Below are 24,557 nucleotides of genomic sequence, written 5' to 3'. Positions count from 1 at the left end.
CCGCACACGGGACACGCAGGCAGAGAGGACGCCGAAGTGGCCGATCAGCTCGGGACGCTCTTACGCCGGCTGCGCAAGCAGTCGGGCCTGACCCAGGAACGGCTCGCGGAGCGGTCGGGGGTGAGCGTCAGCACCATCCGCAGGCTGGAGACCGGTAGTTCCAGGGATCACCGGCTGGGGACGCTGAGTCTGCTGGCGGACGCTCTGGAGATCGGCCCCGAGGAACGGCGGCAGTTGCTGGCCACGCCCGCGACAGCGCGGAGCGAACCGGATCGAATACCTCCGGAACCGGTCACCGTGCCGGCCGCGCGAGTCACCGACGTACCTGATCCGACCGTGGCACAGCGCCGGCAGCCCTCCACTGCGGATCGTGCCGCGCCCCCGAACCTCGCCGCCGCCGCCGACGAACTGGCCGTCGAAGTCAGGCGGCGTTGGCGGCGCGAGGAGGAGCATCGCCGGGTGCACGATCCCTTTCCGCTGCCGGTGCGCTGGCAGGAGGCGCCCGCGCTGCTGACGGACCACTCGGAGAACATCCAACGTCTCCCGCCGGGAGCGACCTCGTACGCGCCCGATCTGACCGGCGACTTGGGGAACGTGGCCGAGGTCTACCGGCGAATCTCCTCCGGACGACTGGTGGTTCTGGGCCGGGCCGGCTCGGGCAAGTCGATTCTCACGATCAGATTCGTCCTGGACCACCTGACGACCCGGGCCCCTGGCGACCGGGTACCGGTGATCTTCACTCTCGGGTCCTGGGACCCGACGACCGTCGCGCTGCGGGACTGGCTGACCGACCGGCTGGTGCGCGACCATCCGCACCTGGCCCGCACAGCACCCGGCGGAGCGACGCTCGCCGCGGCACTGGTCGACGCCGACCTCGTGCTGCCGGTTCTGGACGGGTTCGACGAGACCGCCGAAAGCCTGCGGTGCGCCACGCTCCGAGCGCTCAACGACACCTCGCTTCCCCTGCTCCTGACCAGTCGGGCCGACGAGTTCGGCGAGGCGGTCCGGGCGGTGGGCGCGCCGTTGGTCTGGGCCGCCGGCATCCAGCTCACCGACCTCACCCGCGACAACCTCCTGGCCTACCTGCCCAGGACCGCCCGGCCGATCGCCGGCGGCGACGGCCACGGCCGGACCGGGGCGGTATGGGATTACGTCCTGGCACAACTGAGCGCCCGCGAGGAGACCGCGGCGAGCGCGCACCTCGCCGGCGTCCTGAGCACGCCGTTGATGGTCGCCCTGGCACGGACGATGTACAGCGAAACACCCGACCGCGATACGGCGGAACTCCTGGACGCCCAACGGTTCCCCGCCGAGCACTCCCTTGAGGAACACCTGCTGGCGGGCTTCGTGCCCACCGTCTACCGACGTGGTGTCCCCGAGCGAGCCGACGGCGGTCACCGGCCCCGGAAGCGGCGCTGGGACCCGGAGCACGCCGAACGCTGGCTCGGCTACCTCGCCCACCACATGGTCCGGCTCGAGCGGCAGGACCTCGCCTGGTGGCGGATCGGGGAAACGCTGCGGCGCTCGACGCGGGTCATGATCGTCGTGGCGGTGTCCGCGCTGTGCGCAGCGGCGGCCGACGGGCTTTCGACGCTGCTCCTCCACCAGGCCACGTTCGGCCGGTCCCTCGTCCGGGCCGCCTTCACGGGGTCGGTCGCCGGCCTCACCGTCGGAACGGTGTACGCGATCATGATCGCGCTCGGGAACGAGATCATCGAACCGGCCCCGGTACGGCTACGGCTGCCCGGCAGAGGCACCGGACTGGGACGCGGGACGGTCCGCACGTTCATCGCCCGCTTCGCGACCGCGCTGTTGGGCGGATTCGTGCTGGGCATCGGGAACGGGTGCAGCCGCGCCGTCCAGGGCACGCTGTACCGCGACCTCCCGCTCCCGAACGGTGAGGTGATCGAGAGCGTCCTCGTCGACATGCTGGTCTTCGAGCTGATCTTCGGGGTGGGGGGCGGCCTGGTCTTCGGGCTGTTGGCCGTGTTCGAAGCGCCCCAGGACGCCGCCTCGGCGGCCACTCCCGTCAGCCTGCTGGCCTCGAACCGCGCGACGGTGAGCCGACAGGTCCTCTTCCTCGCACCGATGCTCGCCCTGGCGGTCGTCTTCGGCGGGAGCCTGATCGTCCATCTGTTCCAGGGATCTCTCGAACCGGCCGCCTGGGGAGTGTCCGAGGGGCTCAGTGCCGGTGCCGTCTACGGGTTCGCCGGCTCGCTCACCTACGCGCTCCTGTTCACCGCCTGGGGACAGTGGGTGGTCTTCTCGCGCGTCTGGCTGCCTCTGACCGGCAAACTGCCCTGGGACACCGATGCCTTCCTGGACGACGCGTACAACAGGGGGGTGCTCCGCCAGGTCGGCGCGGTCTATCAGTTTCGCCACATCCGGCTCCAACACCATCTCGGCCGTTCGTTCCGCGGCCGGCGGACGGAAGTCGAGCGGCTCGGTGAAGGCGAACCCCCGATGTGAGGTATCAGAACAACGCCGGGCGAGCGAGCGGCGGTACAGGCAGGAATCCTGCTGCTGTCCCCCCGGGCACCGTCCCTCCGGCCGCCGGCGCCGGACGGTAGGAAGACACGACCGGAATCGCACCCGATGCTGACCACGCTCCGAACGGCCGTCGACGACGCCGGAGGGAGCGGCTCCGTGGAGGAGGGTGAGGGCATCACCCCGCCTTCCGGCCTTCCGCGCCCAGCTGCGGGGGGCAGCGTGGCGCAACCTCCCCGCACGTCGGACGCGCGGGCGCCCGGCGGGATGGTGGCGTGGCCGGCGATGTTCGGTCTGTTCGCCGTCCTCCTTGCGGGTCAGCGAAACGCGAGCGAGATCAAATCCTGCTCCAGCGCGGTGAGGAAGTCTCTCATCTCGTTCCGGCTGAAGCATGAAGGATTGGCGAACATGGTAATTCCAAGGTCTGATTCCAGCTCGTCGAACTGAACCAGAAAATGCCAATTGCCCTTGCTCATCGGAGCTTCCTCCTCCAGTGTGGTGGATTCTCCGAGGCGGGCGATCTCCGCAGGGGTGAGGTCCTGCTCGGTCCGCGTTCGCGGATGACTCAGAAAGTTCGCGTGATAATGGAAGTCGTCTGCTTTGAACCCGCGCCGCACGGCGATGGACCTCTCCGTCTGGTTGCGTTCGGCGGGATCGTATGCCCCGTTGAGCAGGGAGAGGAAAACCTCTCGGTTAGCCGATCTGCTGCCTGCGATGCTGCCGTCCCGTCCGGAGTCGAAGAGGGCGATGCTCCGCTGTGCAAGCACTCCGATGTAATCGCGGGAGGCTTCCGTATTCCTGTTGGACGACATGACCGGGAGTGGACACTGCGGAACGTCGAAGTGCCGGCAGAGCCGTTGCGCCAGAGCCCCGAAGTACACCGCCGATCTGAGGCTCCTGCTGAGCCCGACGAAGCGATCGACCGAGTGCAGGGCAAGAGGGGAGGTGAGCAGCATCCTGAGCGTTTTCGAGCCGTTTCTGCTGGAGGGAGGCAGCAGGGGCGCCGACAGTTTCGACAGGCGATCCGCCCAGTGCTTGACCCCCTTGGCGCCTGCCGGTTTTCCGTCCGGGGAGAGTTCGTACGCTGCTTGCTCCAGCGGCTGCCGGCCCAGCGGCGGCAGCGTGGTTCCCCGCAGGTGTCCCAGGTAGCGCTCGCTCAGGAGGGCGCCGCCCATGGCGTCGGACACCAGCGGGCTGGCGATGAGCGAAGCGCTGTGAAGCTTTCCCCTGTGGGAGAACAAGGCCACTCGGACGGGAGGGCTTTTCGTGTAGTCCAGATGTTCCGAAAAAGTCTCGTCGGTCAATTCGCGCACGCCTCGGCCCGCAGGTATGTCATATATTTCAACGGGCATCGAATACTCGGACCGAACTGTCTGCCTGAGTTCTCCGCCGACGTCGGAGTACGTGGTCCTGAGCGTCTCGCAGTCCTGGACGAGCCGAGCCAGTGCCGATAGCCCCGCCGAAACCTCCAGGCCGTGGGGAATCGGTAGTTCCAGGACGGTATTGAGGTTCCCCTGATGGCCTTCCAGTGTTTGCAGCGAATCCCATTTATCCTGTTGCGCCCAGGTCAGCGGGGCGGATGCGCCACCCCTTGATCCTCGGATGTGGATATCTTCGATGTGCACTGGCAGGACACCCCCGTCTTTCGGTGTGGCCGGATCGGCCGAGCGCTCGCCGGAAGCAGCCCCGATGCCTGCCGGAAATCTCTTCCGGGCAGCCCCGGAGCGGCGGAACTGTCACCGGTGGCCAGGTTCTTCTGTCATGGCCGTCGAGAATTCTTCGAAGTTTTGGACGCTGAGGAGGTCGATGATGTCGACCTCCCTGCCGAGGCGTTCCTCCAGTTGGGCCGTCAACTGTACGGCGACAAGCGAGTTTCCGCCGAGGTCGAAGAAATTGTCGGCCGCGCCGACTTCTGTGCCGAAGATCTCGCTCGCTGTGGCGAGTACCACCGCAAGGCAGTCCGCGGTCTCCATGATCCCTCCTCCGGTGGAGTGAAGCGGGCGCTCAGGCTGTGGCGGACGGCTGCTCGGCGAAGTCCGGGCTTGCCATGAGTTCGGCGATCGTCGGGTACGCGAACAGCGAGGCGATGGTGATGGAGATCTCCAGGTCGGTCTCAAGCCGATTGATCAGCTTGATGACCAGCATGCTGTTGAGACCGAGGCGGAACAGATCGTCGTCCAGGCCGACCCGATCCGGTTCCACGCCGATGATCTCCGCGACCAGTGCCTGGACCTTCGTCTCCAGTTCCGTCCGGGGAGCCGCGCCGCCGCCCTGTGCCACGGGCTGGAGATCGCGCAGTGCCTGGGTGTCCAGTTTGCCGTTGGCCGTCATGGGCAGCTCGGTGACGTGCACGAGCACACCGGGGACCATGTAAGCGGGCAGCTTGAGTTCCAGATGCGGGAGGAGTTCCTCCGGAGCGAGCGGAGTGTCGGCGACGTAGAACCCGACGAGGGAGTCCGCTCCGGCCGCTCCCGGGTGGTGCTCCGCGGGCCCAGCGGGCAGGACCACGCTCTGGGTCACGCCCGGGTGCTCGTCGATGACCGCCTCGACTTCGGCGACCTCGACCCGGAATCCCCGGACCTTGATCTGGGAGTCGTTGCGGCCGACGTAGTCCAGCACACCGTCCAGGCGCCAGCGGGCCAGGTCCCCGGTCTGGTACAGGCGGGCGTTGCGCCCCTGATCGCCGTACGACAGATCGGCCTTCTCCGCGTCGCTCTGGAAAGGGTTGGCGATGAACTTCTCCGCCGTCAGCTCCGGTTGGTTCAGATAGCCGCGCGCCAGCCCCGCGCCGGCGAGGAAGACCTCCCCCACGGCGCCTGTCGGCACCGCACGCAGCGACTTGTCCAGCACCAGGACGTGGGAGTTGTCGTGCGGGCGGCCGATCGCGAGGTCGAACTCCCGTACGAGGTAGGAGACCGTGGAGATGGTGGCCTCCGTGGGGCCGTACTCGTTGAAGACAGGAACCTCGTTGGCCCGCGTCATCTCGCGGAAGCAGGCGGTGTCGAGGGCCTCGGCCCCGACCACCAACCGCTTCAGGCTGGGGACGGTACCGAGACCCATGTGTTGGAAGAAGGTCGGTGTGCCGTTGATATGGGTGACGCCGTGCGTGTTGAGGTAGTCGGTGAATTCCTCGCTCCTGGACCACAGCTGAGGAGGCGTCAACAGGAGGGTGTTTCCGGTCAGCAGGGCCAGGATCATCGGATAGACCCCGCCGTCGAACGCGTAGTTGAGGAGTTGCAGCACGACCTCCTCGCCGGAGGCGGTCATTCCGTACCGGGCGGCGCTGACACAGACGTGGTTCAGCACGGAACGGTTCTCGATCGCCACCCCCTTGGGGGTGCCGGTGGTTCCGGAGGTGAAGATGACGTAGGCCAGGTCACCGGCGCCGGCGCCGGTGACCTGCGGTACCGGATGGTCGCCGCCCTGGCGGGACCGCAGCCAGGGGCCGTCGAAGACCCTGACGGCCGTGCCGTCCGAGGACGCGGTCAACCGCTCCATGCGGGGGCGGTGTTCGTCACCGCTGAGCACCACGGAGGCGGCGGTTTCCTCCAGTATGTACCGTGCGCGACCGTCCGGGATCTCCGGGTCCAGGGGGACGTAGGCGCCACCGGCCTTCCACACGGACATGATGGCCACGATCATCTCGATGCTCCGGCTGAAGCAGAGCGCGACGAGCCGGTCCGGCCCGATGCCGTGCTCCTCGACGAGATCGCAGGCGACCCGGTCGGACCACGCGTCGAGTTCCCGATAGGTGAGCCGCGCGTCTCCGAGGACCACCGCGGTCGAGTCGGGGGACGCGCCGGCTCGCTCCCGGAAGACCTCGGCAATGGTCTTCTCCGCCGGAAAGGGGCGGTCGGCGCCCCTTCCGAGCGCGATGAGCCGGTCCCGTTCATCGCCCGGCAGGAGGTTCAGATCACCAATCTTCATGACACCCTCGCAAGTGCTGGAGAAGGGACGGGGCGCTGCTTGTCGCTGAGTGAGCCGCGCGCGAGCAGGCAGTCATCGTTACCGGAGGACGGGGACGCCTGCCGGGAATTCTCTGCGGAACTCTGGCGTAAGACTCCGGATTGTTCCGGAGGGCGAATGCTTATACGAGTGGCCTGAACTGTGACCGAAACGCACTCCTGCGCATGACGATCGCGACCTGTACGTGAGGGCCGTCCGACTCGAAGAGGGCATGGCGCATGAATGCCAAATTCGATTCCCCGAAACGCTACCCGGCGCAATCGAGCGATGTCAACCAGGCAAACGGATCGCCTTGCGTCGCTTCCGCGCCCGGGTACTCCGTATTGACCCGACGGTCCTTCGCGTGGAAGCATCTGCGGGGCCATTGAGCGCATGCCGGGGTGCCGAGGTGGAGTCGGTTTGAGCCGCTACCGGCAAGGGAAGCTATCCCCGGGCAGCATGAAATCACGTCATGCGGGCATGTCTTTCGGTTTTCTCTCGTATCGGCGTCACCCTCCTTTCCATCTCGGCTCCTCATTGCGCAAGGCCGAGGCCGGGGGCTCCTGTTGCTTTCTTCATACGGCATCACCGACCTGGTTTTCCGGAGTGGGTGACGTATTCGTTTCCGATGTCAGACGGGCAGGGCGTCTGTGTGGCGTGCTTCGATGTGACCGAGTCCGTCCGCGTGCCGATGTGCCTGCCGGACTCCAGGCCGCTGCGCGGCCAGAAAGGTGCGGCTGACCCATGCTCATATGCGGAATCAAGGCATCGCACGACGGCGGCGTGGCCGTCATCGAGGACGGGCGCCTGCTCTTCAGCGTCGAAATCGAGAAGTTGAATAACGGAGAACGTTACAGCGCTCTCGGAGACCTGGGGCGGGTGGCTGACATCCTCGCCGCGGAGGGCCTCTCACCGGCCGACGTGGACCAGTTCGTGATCGACGGCTGGTACACGAAGGACGCCGCGGGCGAGCCGGCCGTCGCCGTGAACGCCGACGGCCGGCCGGTGCGGCTCCGGGTCGCACCGTACGTCGAGAGCCCGGGGGACGACGGGCCGCTGCAACGGCACACCTACAGCGGCCACGGCTTCGACGGCTACGCGAGCTTCACCCATGTCGCCAACCATCTCCTCGGCGCGTACTGCGCGAGCCCGTTCGCCGCCCGGCAGGAAGACGCGTTCGTCCTGGTCTGGGACGGCGGCATCGTGCCGCGCCTCTACCGGGTGGAGGCCGCCACCCGTGAAGTGACCATGATCTCGGCCCTGATGCCCGTCACGGGAAGCAGCTTCGCGGACTTCTGCGGGCAGTTCGACCCGTACCGGCGGGACACCGACGACCTCTCGACGGATCAGCAGATCCGCCACCATCTCTCCATCGCGGGAAAGGCGATGGCGTACGCGGCCAAGGGCCGGGTGGAGACCGGTGCCTTCTCCGTCATCGACGACCTCATCGCCGAGTTCCCCGACATCACCACCGAGAAGGTCGGCGTACTCGGAGCCAAGGTCGCCTCCAACCGCGACGAACTGATGCCGGGCCTGTCCAACGCCGACATCATCGCCACCTATCAGGCGTACCTCGGCCGCAACCTGCTCCAGCGGCTGACCTCGGTCGTGGAACGCCGCTTCCCGGAAGGCGGTCGCAACCTGGTGCTCGGCGGCGGCTGCGCGCTCAACATCAAGTGGAACAGCGCGATCCGGGCCAGCGGGGTCTTCCAGGAGGTGTTCATCCCGCCCTTCCCCAATGACGCGGGAGCGGCGATCGGCACGGCCGTCTGTGAGATGTTCCGGCGCGGACGGACCGCACTGGAGTGGGACGTCTACAGCGGACCGCGCATCACCACCGGCACACTCCCCGACGGGTGGCGGGCGCGGGCCTGTGACGAGCGGCTGCTGGCCGCCCTCCTGCACACCGAGGGAGAACCGGTGGTGGTCCTGTCCGGCCGGGCGGAGCTGGGTCCGCGCGCCCTGGGCAACCGGAGCATCCTGGCGCCGGCGACCGACGTCCGTATGAAGGACCGGCTCAACGACATCAAGAACCGGGCCGCCTACCGGCCGGTCGCGCCCATCTGCCTGGAGGACCGCGCACCGGAGGTCTTCAGCCCCGGCACGCCCGACCCCTACATGCTCTTCGAGCACCGTATGCGGCCCGGCTGGGCCGAACGCGTCCCGGCGGTCGTCCACCTGGACGGCACCGCCCGTCTGCAGACCATCGCCTCGACCCAGGACACCGACACCGCCCGTATCCTCACCGCCTACGCGGAGATCAGCGGCGTGCCCGTCCTGTGCAATACCAGCGCGAACCTGGAGGGACGGGGCTTCTTCCCCGACGTGGGGTCGGCGGCCCGTTGGGGCGGGACGCGCCACATCTGGTCGGAGGGGACGCTGTACACCGGTCCCGACGCGGGGTAAGGGGTGACGCCTTCCCGCTGAAACGCGCCCATGGGCTCCAGGACATCCACGGCTGTGGAGTCCTGGAGCCCATGGGCGCGCTCGGGTCTCGTCGCCGCCGGCGCGGCGTCCGGTCATCGCGCGCCGGCGTCCTCCGCCCGCTCGAACACCACGAAACTCATGGGAGTTCCGATCGACAGCACATCGATGACGGTCATGCCGTAGTACTCGGCACAGGTGGCGTTGGTGATCGCCACCGCCCTTCCTGTGTCGACCATCGCCCGGCGGCAGGCGAGGCTGTTCGACGTGACCGGCTCGGTTTCCACGGGCCTGACGCCGTCGAGTGATTCGAGAAGCTTGTTCGTGGCCGGGTGGTAGTAGATCTTCAAGAATTCAGTGGCCCGCTGCGTGCGCCGGCCGGGAGCCGCCAGCACCATGTCGGGAAGCGGGGCCACGAATGCCTCCACGGCCCGCAGAGCGGGATCGAAGAAGAAGGACCGGATCTCCGGGTAGGCCCCGGCCACCAGAAGGGCGTCGTGCTTGCCGGTTTTCACGTTCTCGGAGGCCGCCTCGTATGTCGGGTACCCGAGAAGGGCACCCGCCCGCCCTCGGGCCGCCCACTTCAGTCCCACCGTGACGCTGCAGGTGAGTCCCGCGGGGTCGTCGGCGAGCGTGGCGGCTGACCTGTAGCGGGGGACACAATCGACCTCCGTGTGGAAGGCCGGTTCCAGACCGGTCGGCACGTGCAGTTCCGTACTCAATGACTTCACCGTTCCCGAAGAGTGTCAGGGATGACGCAAGGGAATGAGGTTGTGGCGGAGCTGCCGGGGTGACAGCGCACAGCGCGCTCAGGCCGCCGGGCCGGCCTCGGGCAGACAGGCGATGAGGGCTCGCTCCAGATCGCGCAGAAACCCCGCGATCTCGCTTGGGGCGAGCGCCGCCGTGTCGGCCCGCAGCGAGATGGAGAAGTCCGCCGAGTTCCCCTGCGCGGCCAGGTAGAAGCGCTCGTTCTCCACGGGGGTTCCCTCGACGTACTCGTACCGGGACTCGGCCAGCAGGCGCTCGGCCCGCTCCCTGGTGACCACGGTGCCGGCCGTCGGCGCTCCCGCGGTGCCCGCGGGGTCCGGCAGGTGAAGGTTCACGACGCACGCCAGCCGCGCGCGGGTCTTCTCCGGGCCGTACGACTCGCGCAGCACGTCGGCCAGGTCGTCGGGGTCGCAGTAGCCGGCCAGGGCCGCGAGCATCCCCGCGCGGTGGGTCCGCGTGATGAGCTGACGCGGTGTGCCGCCGGCCACGTCGACGGCCACCGGGACGCCCTGGACGAGAGTGCCGGGATAGCTCACCGCGTCGGGGTCGAACCGGTGGCTCGCCGCCATGACGAAGCCGCATGTCCGGCTTCCCGTCCGCTGGGCCACCAGCGTCGCGGCCATGGCGTGCACGGCCGATGCCGTGGTGACGCCCAGCTCCGCGGCGAGGTGGAGCGCGGCGACGCGTACGGCGGCGGAGCGCAGCGCGAACGTCTGGTAGCGCGGGCTCTCCGGCCGGTGACCGGAATACGGAAGGGGGTCGTCCGGAAACTTGGCGAGTTCCCGCTCCCAGAACTGGATGCCCCGGGCCGATCGTCGGGCGCTGTCCGCTTCGGCCTCTTCGCGCGCCCGGTCGGCCGGGTGCGTCACGCGGCCGGGGTCCGATGCCTCGGCACCGACCGGATCTCCGGCCAGGAGGGAGGTGAAATCGTCGAGGACGGAGACCATGCCGTGGCAGTCCATGGCCATGTGGAAGGAACAGATGACGACGAACCTCGGAACGCCCTCCGAGGTGACGACCGCCGCGCGCAGGGAGAGTTCGGGAAGCGTGAACGGCACGCTGTTGAACTCGGCTTCGAGGGTGCCGGCCGCCGCCTCGGCGTCGTCCGCCGCGACGTCTCGTACCTCGGCCCGGAGATGGCCTTCGGCCAGAATCAGCTGGCGCGGTTTTCCGTCGGTGGAGAGGCAGAAGCTGCTGCGAAAGGTTTCGTAGCGGCTGAGGAGTGCCGAGAGGGCTTCGGACACGTCATTCATGTTGCATATGTCCGGAATTGCTACGGTGTAGCTGTCGCCCAGGTCGGCGTAATGCGGAGCGCGTGCTGCCACCAAGTTCCATATCCAGCGCTGACCCCATGTGAGCGGAAAATCTCCTGACCGCCTCCCGCTGAATGGGATGTTGAGGAAGTGTGGTTCCGTGGTTAACCGCACATCTCTCCCTCGCCCTGCCTTTCCGTGAGCCCAATGGGTGACGGGGGCCGCTTGTCACCTCTCATCGGGGGAGGGGTTCGAGCCATGAGACTGTTTCAGGCCATCGTGAGGCGCCCAGGAAATGACGCGTCTTCATTTTGAAGCTAGCACGGCGGCAGATGTCATGTCACCGGCGACGTACTGTTGACATTGATCGACGGGGCCGCTTAGCGTTTCAATCAGGAACTCGCTTGCCCCCGCTCGTTTCCGCACGATTGTTCGACGCGACACGTGGTCCGTCATTTCCGTCTCAGTCCTTGAAGCGGTCTGCCGATGCTTCGGTGAAAAGGCACTGCGAGGGGCAGATTTCCATCCCTGTTTCCGGGATTCACCGTACCTCTCCGCGAGTACGGGTGCCCGCGTGTGCCGCAGCACTGGTGACCAGGCTAGGAGCCCAAGGTGAAACACCCCGGCGATGGCGAGGGTATCGAGTTCGCTTCGAATGACGGCCGCGGCCCCGTGCTGTTACGTCCCGGCGCGGGCGCGGACCCTTTCTCGTGGCTTGCCGAGAACCTGTCCCGTACCGAGGAACTCCTCACCACCTACGGCGGGGTCGTCCTGCGCGATCTCGGCATCCATTCGGTGTCCGAGTTCAACCGGGTGGTGCAGACGTTCGGTTCGGACCTTCTCGAGTACGTTCACCGCTCCACGCCCCGCACCAAGGTCGGCGGAAAGCTGTACACGGCGACGGAGTACCCAGCGGACCGGACGATCCCGTTGCACAACGAGAACTCGTACACCGACTCTTGGCCCAGTCGCCTCTACTTCTACTGCGCGGTGGCCGCCGAACAGGGCGGTGAGACCCCGACGGCCGACTCGCGGCGCGTGTACCAGGGGATCGACCCGGTGGTACGGGAGAAGTTCGAGCGTACGGGCGTGCTCTACGTCCGGAACTTCACCGAGGGCATCGACCTGAGCTGGCAGGAGGTCTTCCAGACCTCCGACCGCGCGGAGGTCGGGGCGTACTGCGCGGCACACGGCATCGAGGCCGAGTGGGAGCCGGGGGGCCCCGTGCTGCGCACCCGCCAGCACTGCCGGGCGACCCTGCCGCACCCGCGGACCGGAGAGCGGGTCTGGTTCAACCAGGCGCATCTCTTCCACATCTCCGCGCTCGCGCCCGCCGAACAGGGCTCGCTCGTCCAGGAGCTGGGCATCGACAACGTCCCCCGCAACGCGTTCTACGGCAACGGGGATCCGATCGAGCCGGCGGTTCTGGAGCACATCCGCGAGATCTACGAGCAGGAGAAGGTGGTCGTTCCCTGGCAGCGGGGAGACGTCCTGGTGGTGGACAACCTCCTCTTCGCGCATGGCCGCAACCCGTATCGGGGTGCCCGCAAGACAGTCGTCGCGATGAGTTGACCCACGGGGCCTGTCCGCCGTGTTGGTCACGCACGTTCCGCACGCACCGACATCCTCAACTCGCCATCGGAGGAAGGTACATGCCTGAGACGCTCGGCAACCCCACGCAGCGGGTGGTCAATTCCCACAATGGCTGGGACCCGCTCGAAGAGGTCATCGTCGGGAGTGTGGCGAACTCGGCGAGCCCCGGCTTCGAACCCGCCCTGCGGCCCTACTTCCCGGCCCCCGGGCAGCGGACGTTCCAGGCGGCACGGCGCAGTGACGCGGAGATCGAGGCGGCGACCCGACAACTGGACAACCTCGCAAGGGTGCTTGAGGGCGAGAACGTCATCGTGCGCAGGCCCACGCCGACCGACTTCTTCACCGAGGTGAAGACGCCGTCGTTCCACGTGCGCAGCCAGAACACCAGCGCGTGCCCCCGCGACGTCCTGCTCGTCGTCGGCGACGAGATCATCGAGGCCCCCATGGCCATGCGGAGTCGCTTCTTCGAGTACCTGCCCTACCGCAGGCTGGTGCGGGAGTACTTCCGCCAGGGCGCCAAGTGGACGGCCGCTCCCAAGCCGAGCATGGCCGACGAGATGTACGTCCAGGACTTCTCCGTCGAGGACGGTCCCTTCGACGCGGACGAACACCCGTCGCTGACCGACGTGGAACCCTGCTTCGACGCGGCGAGTTTCAGCCGCATGGGGAAGGACATCTTCTACCAGCCGGATGTCGTGACGAACGACTTCGGTGCCGGCTGGCTGGCCCGGCACCTCGGCCCGGAGTACCGCCTCCACCGGGTCCGCTTCCGTGACCCCCACCCTCAGCACATCGACGCGACGATGGTGCCGCTCCGCGCCGGGCTCGTCATGATCAACCCCGAACGTCCGCCGATCGGCGATACGATCGCGTTCTTCGAGGAGAACGGCTGGCGGGTGATCACCGCGGAGCCCTCGGTCCGGGGCAGCTTCTACAGCACCCCGGAGGTCAGCAACTGGATCTCCATGAACGTCCTCAACGTGAACGAGGAGACGATCATCTGCGAGGAGCGGGAGAAGCCGATGATCGAGCTGTTCAAGTCACTGGGGTTCCGGGTCATCGCCATCCCGTTCGCCAACGTCTACCACTTCGGCGGCAGCTTCCACTGCTGCACGGTGGACATCCGGCGGGCGGGCGGCAGGCAGTCGTACTTCCCCACGCTGGGTTCCTGACTCGTCCGAGAACCGTTCGCCCCATCTCTGAGGAAGATGCGCATGCGTCGTTCGCACGATGACTCCGCCCCGCCCGCAGGGACCTTGGTGCACCATCTGTTCGAGAAGCGGGCCCGTGAACACCCGGAGGCCACCGCCGTCATCTGCGGCGACACCAGCCTGACGTACCGGGAGCTCGACGGCCGTGCCACCGCCCTGGCCCGGATTCTCCGGCGTACGCACGCGGTGGGGCCGGAGTCCCTGGTGATGCTGGTCATGGAACGCGGGCCGCACGTCGTCGTCGGCATGCTCGCGGTCCTGAAGGCCGGAGGCGCGTACGTGCCGGTCTCGCCGGACACCCCGGACGACAGGATCAGGCTCCTTCTCGGCGAAACCGCCTGCCGGGTGGTGCTGACCGACCGGGCCCACCACGCGCGCCTGACGGACATCGTCCGGACCGGCGGCCCGGGCGACACCGCGGTGCGCGCGGCCGACGAGCCCGTGCCGGCCGGGGAGCCGTCGGCGGCGGACGAGGCGGTCGGGGACGAACCCGCCACGGCGGACCGGCTCGCGTACGTCATCTTCACCTCGGGCACGAGCGGCCGCCCCAAGGGCGTCATGGTCGAGCACCGGTCCGTCGTCAACTACATCCGCAACGCCAACGTCCACCTGGGCCTGTCCGCCGAGGACACCTGCGACTACTCGACGTCCGTCAGCTTCGACCTGACGGTGACGACGACCCTGGCCCCGCTCGCCCTGGGCGCACGCGTCGCCGTCTACGACGGGCCGGTCCAGGACGCGGACGCCTACCGGGAGTTCCTGGCCCGGCGGGAGGTCACCTTCGTCAAGCTCACGCCCGGCTACTTCGCCCTGATCGCGGACGGACTGCACAGGACCGGCGTCCGGACGGTCGTCCTGGGCGGGGAGAAGCTGCACCGGACGGTGCTGGAGCGGATCCGTACGCGTCCGGGGCAGGACCTGACGGTGTACGACGAGTACGGTCCGACCGAGGCGACCGTGGGGACATGTGCCGGTCCGGTCCATCCCCTGCCGGCCGGGGCGGTCCCGAACATCGGCCGCCTCTACGACGGATACCGGGGCTACGTGCTCGACCCCGAGGGACGGCCGGTGCCGGACGGCGAGGCCGGGGAGCTGTTCATCGGAGGCATCGGCCTCGCCCGGGGCTATCTCGGCCGGCCGGAACGGACCGCCGAACGTTTCCGGGAGCACCTCCTCCCGGCAGGGGCCGGCGACGGTGCCTCCGGACCCGTTCCCGACGGCGGCGGTCCCGTCCGGCTGTACCGGACGGGCGACTTGGTGCGCCGCCTTCCCGGGGGCGAATTCGAGTACATCGGCCGCAACGACGACCAGGTCAAGATCCGTGGGTACCGCATCGAGCCGGCCGAGGTCGAGCACGCGATACAGACCCACGGAGACGTGCTCCAGGCGGTCGTCGTCGCCCGCGCGGCAGGCGAAGGCCGGCGGTCGCGCGCGCTGGTCGCGTATGTGGTGGCGGGCGAGTTCGGCTGCTCGGAGCAGGAACTGGCCCAGTACCTCGCCGGAACGCTGCCGCCCTACATGCTGCCCGCCGCCTACGTCTTCCTCGACGCTCTCCCGCTGACCGCGCACGGCAAGGTGGACCGCGCTGCCCTGCCGGAGCCCGAACAGCTCCGGCAGAAGACCTATGTGGCCCCGCGTACCGACCTCGAACGTGCGGTGTGCGAGGTCTGGTCCGAGGTGCTCGGCCACGGCGCGGAACCGCTCGGGACCACCGACGACTTCTTCAAGCTGGGCGGTGACAGCATCGTCGCCATCCAGATGCTCAGCAGGGTGCGCCAGCGGTTCGGTGTCCACCTCCTGGTCAACGAGGTGCTCGACCAGCCCACCGTCGCGGCCCTCTGCGCCCTGCTGACCCGCCGGTTGAGCGAGGGCGCCGGGGCGCCGGACGGCGGCGCGGTGAGCGAGGCGGCGGTACCGATGGGTGAGGCGCCGCTGCTGCCCGTCCAACGGTGGTTCTTCGACCAGGAGTTCACCCGGCCGGACCACTGGAACCAGGCGTTCCTGATCGCGACCCCGCCGCTGGATCAGGAACGGCTGCGGCGGGCCGTGCGGGAACTCGGAGACCGGCACGGCGCGTTCCGCCTCCGGTACCGGTACGGCACCGACGAGGAAGCCGGCCAGTACTACACGGACGACTTCCGGCCCACCGACCTGGCGGTGGCCGCGGCCGACGGCACCGAAGACCTCCAGGAACTGTTCACCGCCTGGCAGAGCGACTTCGATCTGCGCCGCGGCCCGGTCTACCGCGTGGGCTACGTGGACGGGCTTCCCGACGGCAGCGCACGGGTGTTCGTCGCCTGCCATCACCTGATCGTCGACGCCGTGGGCTGGCGGATCCTCACCGAGGAACTGGAGGCGCTGTACCACGGGCGCGCCCTGTTGCCGGCCGGCAGCGGCTACGGGCAGTGGGGCGAGGCCCTCCAGCGGTACGCGGACGGGCATCCGGACGAGCGGGACCACTGGCAGCGGACGGTCGAGGGGTTCGCGCGGACCGGCGACGCGGCGCTGCGCGGACTCGTGCTCAGCGAAGACACCCACACGGTGTCCGGACTGACCCTGGACCGGGACACCTCCCGCAGGCTCCTGCGGGAGAGCCACCACACCTACCGCACCCAGATCAACGACCTGCTTCTCGCCGCCTTCGCGCAGGCCCTCCGCGACCTGACCGGCGAGACGGACCACTACATCCTGCTGGAGGGGCACGGCCGGGAGGAGATCGGCCCCCGGCTGGACGTGTCCCGTACCCTCGGCTGGTTCACGACCATGTTTCCCGTGCGGCTGAGCGCCGGGCCCGACCGTCTCGCCGGTCTGCGCGCCACGAAGGAGACGCTGCGCGCGATCCCGGCGAAGGGCATCGGATACGGCGCCCTGTACGGGTACGACGCCGGCCGGCTGCCCCGGATCAACTTCAACTACCTCGGTCGGCTCGACCACGACGAGGCGCCGGGCCCGGAGGCGCGCTGGCGGCTCACCCGGGAGGACGCGGGCATCGCCGTGGACCCGGCCAACCGGGACGGCAACATCATGACGGTCAACGGCTGGGTCGTCGACGGCCGCCTCACGTTCACCCTGGCGAACAAGCTGGGGCAGGAGACCGGCGACCGCTTCGCCCGCCGGTTCGAGGAGTCGCTGACCGCTCTCGTCGACGAGCTGTCGCGGATGGAGCGGACCTACCTCACCCCCTCCGACGTCGACCGCGTGGTCCGCCCGGAGTACCTCGACGAGCTCCAGGCCGACCGCGAGATCGACAGCGTCCACCTGGCCAACAGCCTTCAGCAGGGCTTCATCTACCACGCCCTGACCCAGGGCGGGACCGACGACGCCTACATCGTCCAGATGATGTGGAGCTACGCCACCGCGATCGAGCCGCGGCTGCTGCGCGAGGCGTGGCTGGCCGCACAGCGCAAGTACCCGAGCCTGCGGCTGCGCTTCGGCTGGCAGGACGACCTGGTCCAGATCGTCGACGCGCACGGCACACCGGACTGGCGCTACCACGATCTGAGCCACGAGCCCCCCGAGCGCCGGGCCGAAGCGCTGCGGGCGATCCGGGAAGAGGACCGTGCGGAGCCCTACGACCTCGGCCGCGGCCCGCTGTTCCGGATTCATCTGGTGCGGCTGGGGGACGGGCACCACACCTGCCTGTTCAGCCACCATCACTCGATCCTGGACGGCTGGAGCATCACCGTCCTGCTGGACTTCGTGCACGACACCTATCAGGCTCTGCTCGCCGGCCTGCCCGTGGACAGCGCTCCGGACCGGGGCTACGGGGCGGCACAGCGCTACCTCCAGGACCACCACCGCGACGAGGACGGCTACTGGCGCGAGTACCTCGCCGGGTACGAGGACCGGATGGACCTGCGGGGGCTGCTGCGCCCGGCCGCGCGGGCGGGCGGCGTACGGACCGAGGAGATCCGGCGCGTCGAGGACATGCGGGAAGCCGCGGTCACCATCTCCGGTGAACCGCTCGCCCGGGTGCGGCGGCTGACCCAGCAGGCAGGGGTCACCTCGAACGCGCTCTTCCTCAGCCTCTGGCACAAGGCACTGGCCTGCTACAGCGGCTCGCGGCAGACCATCACCGGTGTCGTCGTGTCCGGCCGCAACATCCCGACGGACGACATCGACCGCACCGTCGGCCTGCTGATCAACACCCTGCCCCTGGTGCTGACGAGCGGCGCCCCGGACGAGCTGGTCGTGGACACCCTGCGTGACGTGCAGCGCCGCATCAATACGCTGAACGCGCGGAGCACCGTGAACCTGTCCGCGCTGCACGAGGGTGCGAACCGGCTGTTCGACTCCCTCTTCATCTACGAGAACTGGCCCAGGATCAGCCCCGACGGCTGGCAGAAGGCGTTCTCGGTACGGGACGCCGAAGAGTTCGAGAAGCTCGACTACCCGCTGTCCATGATCGTCTCCGAGACGCCCGACAGCATCAGGCTCCGACTGGCCTACGCCGCCGAACTCTTCGACCCACACCTGGCGGAGGAGCTGCTGCGGATGCAGCGTCACCTGCTGGACGGGGTGCTCGCCGGGGCCCAGCGCCCCTGGAGCGCGATCCAGCTGCTGACCGAGGAGGAGCGCGCGCGGGTCACCGGCTTCCTCAACCCGCAACCGCCCCAACCCGCCACCGCCGGTACCTTCCTCGACCGGTTCGAGGCTCAGGCGGAACGACGGCCGGAACACACCGCCGTGAGCTGCGAGGGCGCCGCCCTCACCTACCGCGCCCTGGACGAACGCGCCAACCGGCTCGCGCACCTGCTGGCCGGGACGGACGGTCTCGATCCCGAGGAACCGGTCGTCGTCTGCATGGGCAAGGGCATCGACCTCATGGTGGCGATCCTGGCCGTGGCCAAGGCGCGGGGCGCGTACGTGCTCCTGGACCCCAGCTACCTGGACGAGCGGATCGCGTACATCCTCACGGACACGAAGGCGGCGACGGTCCTCACCACCCACCGCGACGCCGCGCGTCTGGCCGGCCTCGGCGAGCCACGCCGGAGCCCGGCGGTCCTCGCCCTGGACACTCCGGAGACGGCCGCCGCCCTCGCCGCGGCGCCCCCCGTCAGCCCCGGTCCGCGTCCCGCCGCCGACGAACTGATGTATGTCCTCTACACCTCCGGCACCACGGGCGACCCCAAGGGCGTCATGGTCGAGCACGGGTCGTTCGACCTGCTCGTCTCCCAGGTGAGCGAGCGGTACTTCCCCGACCGGGAATCCGTCAGCACCTACAGCCTGACCAATCACGTATTCGACATCTTCGGCCTGGAGTACGGCCTGCCGCTGTCCACCGGCGGCATGGTCGAACTCGCCATCGGAATCCCGGACACCCTGGACTGCCGGCCGTACGACTTCGTACAGGCGACACCCACCGTGTGCGACGTGCTGCTGGACCGGCTGACCGGCACCGACGGCACACTGCTGCTCGTCGGTGGGGAGAAGCTGGACCAGGAGCTGCTCGACCGGGTGACAGCGGCCTCGCTGGACCTCGTCCATGTCTACGGGCCGACCGAGACGACGATCTGGTCCACCTCCTGGCGCTACCGGCACACGGAGCCGCGTGACGGTCTGCCGGTCAATCTCGGAAGACCCTTCGGCAACGAGACCGCCCACGTCCTGGACGCGTTCCACCGGACGCTCCCGGTAGGCGCGGTCGGTGAACTGCACATCGGCGGCGGGGGACTGGCCCGCGGCTATCTGCACAGGGACGATCTCACCGCCGAGCGGTTCGTGACCCTCCCCCCGGCCGTCACGGGCGGCACGGCCCCGGTCCGGCTCTACCGCACCGGAGACCTCGTACGCCTCCTCCCCGGTGGGGTTCTGGAGTTCATCGGGCGCAATGACGCCCAGGTCAAACTGCACGGCCATCGCATCGAACTCGGCGAGATCGAGGCGGCCCTGCTGCGCCACCCCGCGGTCCGGCAGGCCGTGGTCGTCGTCAAGGACATCGGCCGTCCGCTCCTGATGGGCTACTACGTCTCCGACAGCGCCCTGGACGCCGACGAACTGACCGGCTTCCTCCGGCGCAACCTGTCCACGCACATGGTGCCGGCCGCCTGTGTCCGGCTCGCCGCCCTGCCGCGCACCATCAGCGGCAAAGTGGACCGCGCGGCCCTGCCCGATCCGGAGTTCGCCCCCACGCCGGAGATCACACCGCCCCGCTCACGCCTGGAGGCCGACCTGTGCGCGGCCGTCGCAGGACTGCTCGGACTGCGGACGGAGGAGGTCGGCATCGACGACGACTTCTTCCGGCTCGGCGGCAACAGCGTGCTCTCCGTCAAACTCGTCTCGCTGGTCCGGCGCGAACTCGGCCTGGCGGTGACCGTCGCACACCTCCTGGAGACCAGGACGGTCCGGGCGTTCACCGAGGGGCTCGACATCCGGCGTGCCCACCCCGCCGAGATCACCCCCACCGTCTTCGACCGACCGGAGGACCAGCTGCTGTCCTTCGCGCAGGAACGCCTCTGGTTCATCGAGAAGTTCGAACGCGGAACCCACGCCTACAACGTTCCGCTCGTCCTCGGCGTCGCCGACCACGTGGACAGCGGCATCCTGCTGGCCGGCGTGCGCGCGGTGGTCGAGCGTCACGAGATCCTGCGGACCCTCATCAAGGAGACCCGCAACGGCGTCGGATACCAAGTCGTACGGGAGAGGGACGAGGCGCCGCCGCCCGTCGTCCGGGTGCCCGACACCGAAGCCCTGCGCGAGCACCTGCGGCGCGATGTGGAGCGGGTCTTCGATCTCGCGAACGAGGGTCCGCTGCACATGCGGCTCTACGAGGTGGAGCGGCCCGCGGCCCGTTATCTGGCGTTCGTGATCCACCACATCGCCTTCGACGGGTGGTCGACCGATGTGCTCCTGGAAGACCTGACGGCCGCCTACGCCCTGCTGGAGCAAGCGCCGCCCGGCACCGGCCCCGCACGGCGCCTCCCCGCCCCGGAGCTGAGCTACCGGGACTTCGCCGCCTGGCAGCGGCGGTACCTCACCGGCGAGCGGGCCGACGCGCTCGCCCGGTTCTGGGCGGAGAAACTCCAGGGGCACGCGCGCCTGGAACTCGTACCGGACCGGCCACGGCCGGACACCATCGACTACCGGGGCGCGGACGTCTACCTCACCGTCGATGCGGAGGTGTCGCACGGGCTCCGGCGACTGGCGCAGCAGATGCGGGTCAGCCTCTTCAGCCTGCTGCTGAGCGCCCACCACCTCGCGCTGCGCTGTTTCAGCGACCAGGACGACATCGTCGTCGGCGTGCCCGTCGCGAACCGGGACCACCCCCGGCTGGAGCGTCTCGTCGGATTCTTCATCAACACCCTGCCGCTGCGGGTGCGCGTCGACCCGGCCGGGACCGTCGCCGACCACATCGAGGCGACCTCGCGCGAGGTCATGGACCTGCTCCTGCACCAGGAACTGCCCTTCGAACAGCTGCTGACGGCGCTGGACGTCCCCCGTGACATGAGCCGCCACCCGGTCTTCCAAGTGACCTTCAGCGTGCAGAGCTTCGGCGCTCCCTCGCGCGGCCGGCGGGACGGGCCGCGCGAGATTCTTCGCACGACGAACCTGACCCGTGAGCTGTACCGGGTCGCGAGGTTCGACCTCAGCACCTCCGTCGACGACTCGTGCGACGAGCTGGAGGTCAACGTCAACTACGCGACCGGTCTGTTCGACCACGCGACCGTCGAGAGCTTCGGGGAGACATACGTCCAGCTCCTGCGGCAGTTCGCCGGTCTCGCCGGGGACGCGACGGCACAGCGGCGGCTGACGATCCCGGACCTGACGTACCGGCACGACGACGACACCGCCCACGCGGGCCACGGCCGGATGCGGTCCGTCCATGTGCTCGACAGCGACCTCCGGCCGCTTCCTGTCGGCGCGGTGGGCGAGCTGTGCATCGGCGGTGCGGGGCCGGGGCCCGTGGACGGCTCCGGCAACGAGCCCCTGTACAGGACCGGCAACCTGGTGCGGTGGGCCCCGGACGGCAGTCTGCGGTCCGTCGGGCGCCGCGGTGTCCCGGCTGAGGCGCCGCCCGCTCCGGCGGCCGGCCCCCAGCTCACCGGGGGCGGCCGGTTCACCGCTCCCCGCAACGGGACGGAGGAGAAGGCACGGGCCGTCATGGCGGGGGTCCTGGCGATGGATCCCGACCGGATCAGCGTCCACGACGACTTCTTCGGACTGGGCGGCAACAGTCTCCTGTCGATCAAGCTGATCAGCGGTCTCGCCGCCGAGACGGGCATCGACCTCGGCGTCGCCGCGGTCTTCCGGTACCGGACGGTCGCGAACCTGGTGGAGGGTCTGGACACCGTGGCGGCCGGGCCCGTACCGATCGAGCCGGCCCGGCCCTCGGACCCGTCGCGGCAGCCGCTGTCGTTCGCCCAGGAAAGGCTGTGGTTCATCGACCAGTACGAGCAGGGCAGCGATGTGTACAACATCCATCTCAGCTACGCGTTGCTGCCGGGCGTCGAAGTGGCGCTGCTGGAACGCTGCTTCCGCGCCGTCTACGAACGCCACGAGGTGCTCAGGACGGTGATCCGGCGCGCCCCCGGCGGGGACCTGCACCAAATGGTCCTCGACCACCGCCACGTGCCCATGGTGGTACGGCACCGCACCGCCGCCGGTGAGGCGGACCTGACCGCCGAGGCCAGGGCCGAGGCCGGCCACCACTTCGACCTCGCCCGGGAGGCGCCGGTCCGGATCACCTTCTACCAGCGGGGCGTGGGCGCCGAACGGCGCGCCTTCGTGGGCATACTGGTGCACCACATCGCCTTCGACGGCTGGTCGGCGGATCTCCTCCTCGCCGAACTCGACGCACTGCACCGGCACTTCACACGGCCGCCCACCGAGAGGGACGCGCGGCCGGCCCTTCCCGCGCTCACCGTCCAGTACCGCGACTTCGCGGCCTGGGAGCGCGGCAGGCTGAGCGGCGACCGGCTCGGCAAACTGCTGGCGTACTGGCGGAACCGGCTGGAAGGGCGCCAGCCGCTGGAGCTGCCGACCGACCGCGTGCGGCCGCGCCGGGCGGACCACCGGGGCGGGCAGCTCGTGGTCGAGCTGGGGGAGGAGACCACGACGGCGCTGCGGCGGCTGGCCCGGGAGGCCGACGCCGGTCTGTTCAGCGTGTTGCTGGCCGCCTACTACCTGCTGCTCCAGGCGTTCACGAACCGCGCCGACCTCGTCGTCGGCATCCCGGCGTTCAACCGCACACACCACCAGACCCACGATCTGATCGGCTGCTTCGTCAACTCGCTCGCCCTCGACTTCGACATCGACCGCGAGGACGACGTCCGGACGATGATCGGCAAGGTCGCGGCACGGGTGATCGAGGCCCAGGAACACCAGGAGATGCCGTTCGAGCGGCTGGTGGGCCATCTGAACCTGCCGGCCGACCCCAGCCGGCACCCGCTGTTCCAGGTCTGGTTCGACGTGAACTCCTTCGCCGAGGCCGAGGCGGACCGGGCCGACAGCGCCGGAGCGGCCGGGCAGGGGCTGCTGCGCACCCACGACCTCACCGGCTACGCGGCCGAAGGGCAGTCGCCCACCGGTGCCAAATTCGACCTCGGACTGGTGATCAACGACGGTGGCCGGGCGCTCGCCTGCGTCTTCAGCTATGCCACAAGCCTGTTCGAGGAGAGCACCGTGGACAGGTTCGCCGACACCTACCGGGCGATCCTCGAACAGTTCGCGGGAGCGACGGGAGGAGACCGGTGAGCGCGGACTTCCCTCTGACGCGGACGGCACACCCCGTGCCGGAGGCCGAACGGGCCCGGATACTCGGCGCACCCGTGTTCAGCCGGTACTTCACCGATCACATGGCCTTCGCCTCATGGACACCGGACAACGGATGGCACGACCGGGGCATCGGCCCGCTGGAACCCTTCACGTTCCACCCGGGCGCCGCCGTACTGCACTACGCCCAGGAGATCTTCGAGGGTTTGAAGGCGTACCGGCACGCCGACGACAGCGTGTGGCTGTTCCGCCCGGAGGCCAACGCACGCCGATTCGCCCGTTCCGCGCGGCGCCTGGCGCTGCCCGAGCTGCCGGTCGAGGACTTCCTGGCCAGCGTGGAAGGACTGATCCGGGCGGACGAGCCCTGGGTCCCCGCGCCTGACGGCGAACGGAGCCTGTATCTGCGGCCCTTCATGTTCGGCGCCGACCCGTTCCTCGGTCTGCGACCCGCCCGGCAGGTCACGTACTCGGTGATCGCGACCCCGACCGGCTCCTATTACTCCTCCGGCATCACCCTGTGGGTGAGCGACCGGTACACTCGCGCGGCCAGGGGCGGCACCGGGGCGGTCAAGTGCGGCGCCAACTACGCCGCGGGACTGGCCGCGCAGACCGACGCCCGGGAACACGGCTGCGAAGAGGTCCTGTACCTGGACAGCTCGGGGGAGGGAAGGCTGGAGGAGGCCGGGACGATGAACCTGTGTCTGGTCCTCTCGGACGGCCGGCTGGTCACACCCGCCCTCGGCACGATCCTCGCGGGGGTGACCCGCGACAGCGTGCTCGGGCTGGCCGCCGCCTTCGGCCTGGTCCCGGAGGAGCGGACGGTCACCCTGGACGAGCTGCGTTCCGGGGCCGAGGACGGCACCATCACCGAGGTGTTCACCGTCGGCACTGCCGTCGTGGTCACCCCGGTCGTGGCACTGAAGGGGGACGGCTATGAGTTCGTCATCGGCAACGGCACCCCCGGAAAGCGGACGACGGCGCTCCGGGAGCACGTGCTGGACATCCAGCACGGCCGGGCGGAGGACCCATTCGGCTGGATGCGGAGAGTGCTCTGAGGGCACTGGACCACCCGGCGTATCACCTGACGCATCAACCGACGGGAGCAGCGTGAGAACCACCATGACGACGGCGTTGATCAAGGACGCACCGGCCCCTGTCCGACGAG

The 24,557-nt window shown here is 69.0% G+C and carries 11 protein-coding genes; 6 read left to right on the top strand and 5 right to left on the bottom strand.

The genetic code is table 11. The annotated features are described in order from the left end of the window. The first annotated feature begins 36 nt into the window (after positions 1-36). Entirely contained in the window at positions 37-2,469 is a 2,433-nt protein-coding gene (locus ACFY6S_RS04775; protein ID WP_388822812.1) for a helix-turn-helix domain-containing protein, read from the top strand. Positions 2,470-2,804: 335 nt separating this feature from the next. Here ACFY6S_RS04775 and ACFY6S_RS04770 read toward each other — a convergent pair whose 3' ends face one another. The 3 genes from ACFY6S_RS04770 to ACFY6S_RS04760 all read right to left on the bottom strand — a co-directional run bounded on the left by ACFY6S_RS04770 (position 2,805) and on the right by ACFY6S_RS04760 (position 6,414). Continuing rightward, positions 2,805-4,112 (bottom strand): hypothetical protein, encoded by a 1,308-nt coding sequence (locus ACFY6S_RS04770; RefSeq protein ID WP_388822810.1) that lies wholly within the window; start codon positions 4,110-4,112, stop codon positions 2,805-2,807. A 111-nt stretch (positions 4,113-4,223) separates the two neighbouring features. Continuing rightward, entirely contained in the window at positions 4,224-4,460 is a 237-nt protein-coding gene (locus tag ACFY6S_RS04765; RefSeq protein ID WP_388822808.1) for a phosphopantetheine-binding protein, read from the bottom strand. A 31-nt stretch (positions 4,461-4,491) separates the two neighbouring features. Continuing rightward, positions 4,492-6,414 carry an amino acid adenylation domain-containing protein gene (locus tag ACFY6S_RS04760; RefSeq protein WP_388822806.1) on the bottom strand — a complete coding sequence of 641 codons (1,923 nt, stop codon included), beginning with the start codon at positions 6,412-6,414 and terminating at the stop codon, positions 4,492-4,494. A gap of 762 nt (positions 6,415-7,176) precedes the next feature. Here ACFY6S_RS04760 and ACFY6S_RS04755 point away from each other — a divergent pair. Next, positions 7,177-8,838, top strand: coding sequence for a carbamoyltransferase N-terminal domain-containing protein (locus ACFY6S_RS04755; RefSeq protein WP_388822803.1), 1,662 nt, complete (start codon positions 7,177-7,179; stop codon positions 8,836-8,838). A 113-nt stretch (positions 8,839-8,951) separates the two neighbouring features. On the opposite strand, the gene ACFY6S_RS04750 is transcribed toward ACFY6S_RS04755, so the two are convergent. Beyond that, a complete protein-coding gene (locus ACFY6S_RS04750) occupies positions 8,952-9,578 on the bottom strand; it encodes a hypothetical protein (protein ID WP_388822801.1) in 627 nt (208 codons plus the stop codon). Between the two features lie 87 nt (positions 9,579-9,665). Next, positions 9,666-11,051, bottom strand: coding sequence for a condensation domain-containing protein (locus ACFY6S_RS04745; RefSeq protein ID WP_388822799.1), 1,386 nt, complete (start codon positions 11,049-11,051; stop codon positions 9,666-9,668). Positions 11,052-11,489: 438 nt separating this feature from the next. Between ACFY6S_RS04745 and ACFY6S_RS04740 the strand changes: the two genes are divergently transcribed. From ACFY6S_RS04740 to ACFY6S_RS04725, 4 genes are all read left to right on the top strand, one after another. Next, positions 11,490-12,449, top strand: coding sequence for a TauD/TfdA family dioxygenase (locus ACFY6S_RS04740; protein ID WP_388822797.1), 960 nt, complete (start codon positions 11,490-11,492; stop codon positions 12,447-12,449). Positions 12,450-12,529: 80 nt separating this feature from the next. Next, the gene (locus ACFY6S_RS04735; RefSeq protein WP_388822795.1) at positions 12,530-13,642 is read left to right on the top strand and encodes a glycine amidinotransferase; all 1,113 of its coding nucleotides are present in this window, start codon (positions 12,530-12,532) and stop codon (positions 13,640-13,642) included. Between the two features lie 42 nt (positions 13,643-13,684). Then, positions 13,685-23,374, top strand: coding sequence for an amino acid adenylation domain-containing protein (locus ACFY6S_RS04730; protein WP_388822793.1), 9,690 nt, complete (start codon positions 13,685-13,687; stop codon positions 23,372-23,374). Next, complete coding sequence (locus ACFY6S_RS04725) at positions 23,371-24,447, top strand: branched-chain amino acid aminotransferase (protein ID WP_388822791.1); 1,077 nt, start codon at positions 23,371-23,373, stop codon at positions 24,445-24,447. Before ACFY6S_RS04730 ends, ACFY6S_RS04725 begins: the two co-directional genes overlap by 4 nt. The last annotated feature ends 110 nt before the right edge of the window (positions 24,448-24,557 follow it).

It is taken from the genome of Streptomyces sp. NPDC012835, assembly GCF_042900885.1.
GTDB lineage: Bacteria > Actinomycetota > Actinomycetes > Streptomycetales > Streptomycetaceae > Streptomyces.
The sequence above is the reverse complement of the archived record's forward strand: the minus strand, read 5'-3'. Positions and strand labels throughout refer to the sequence as shown.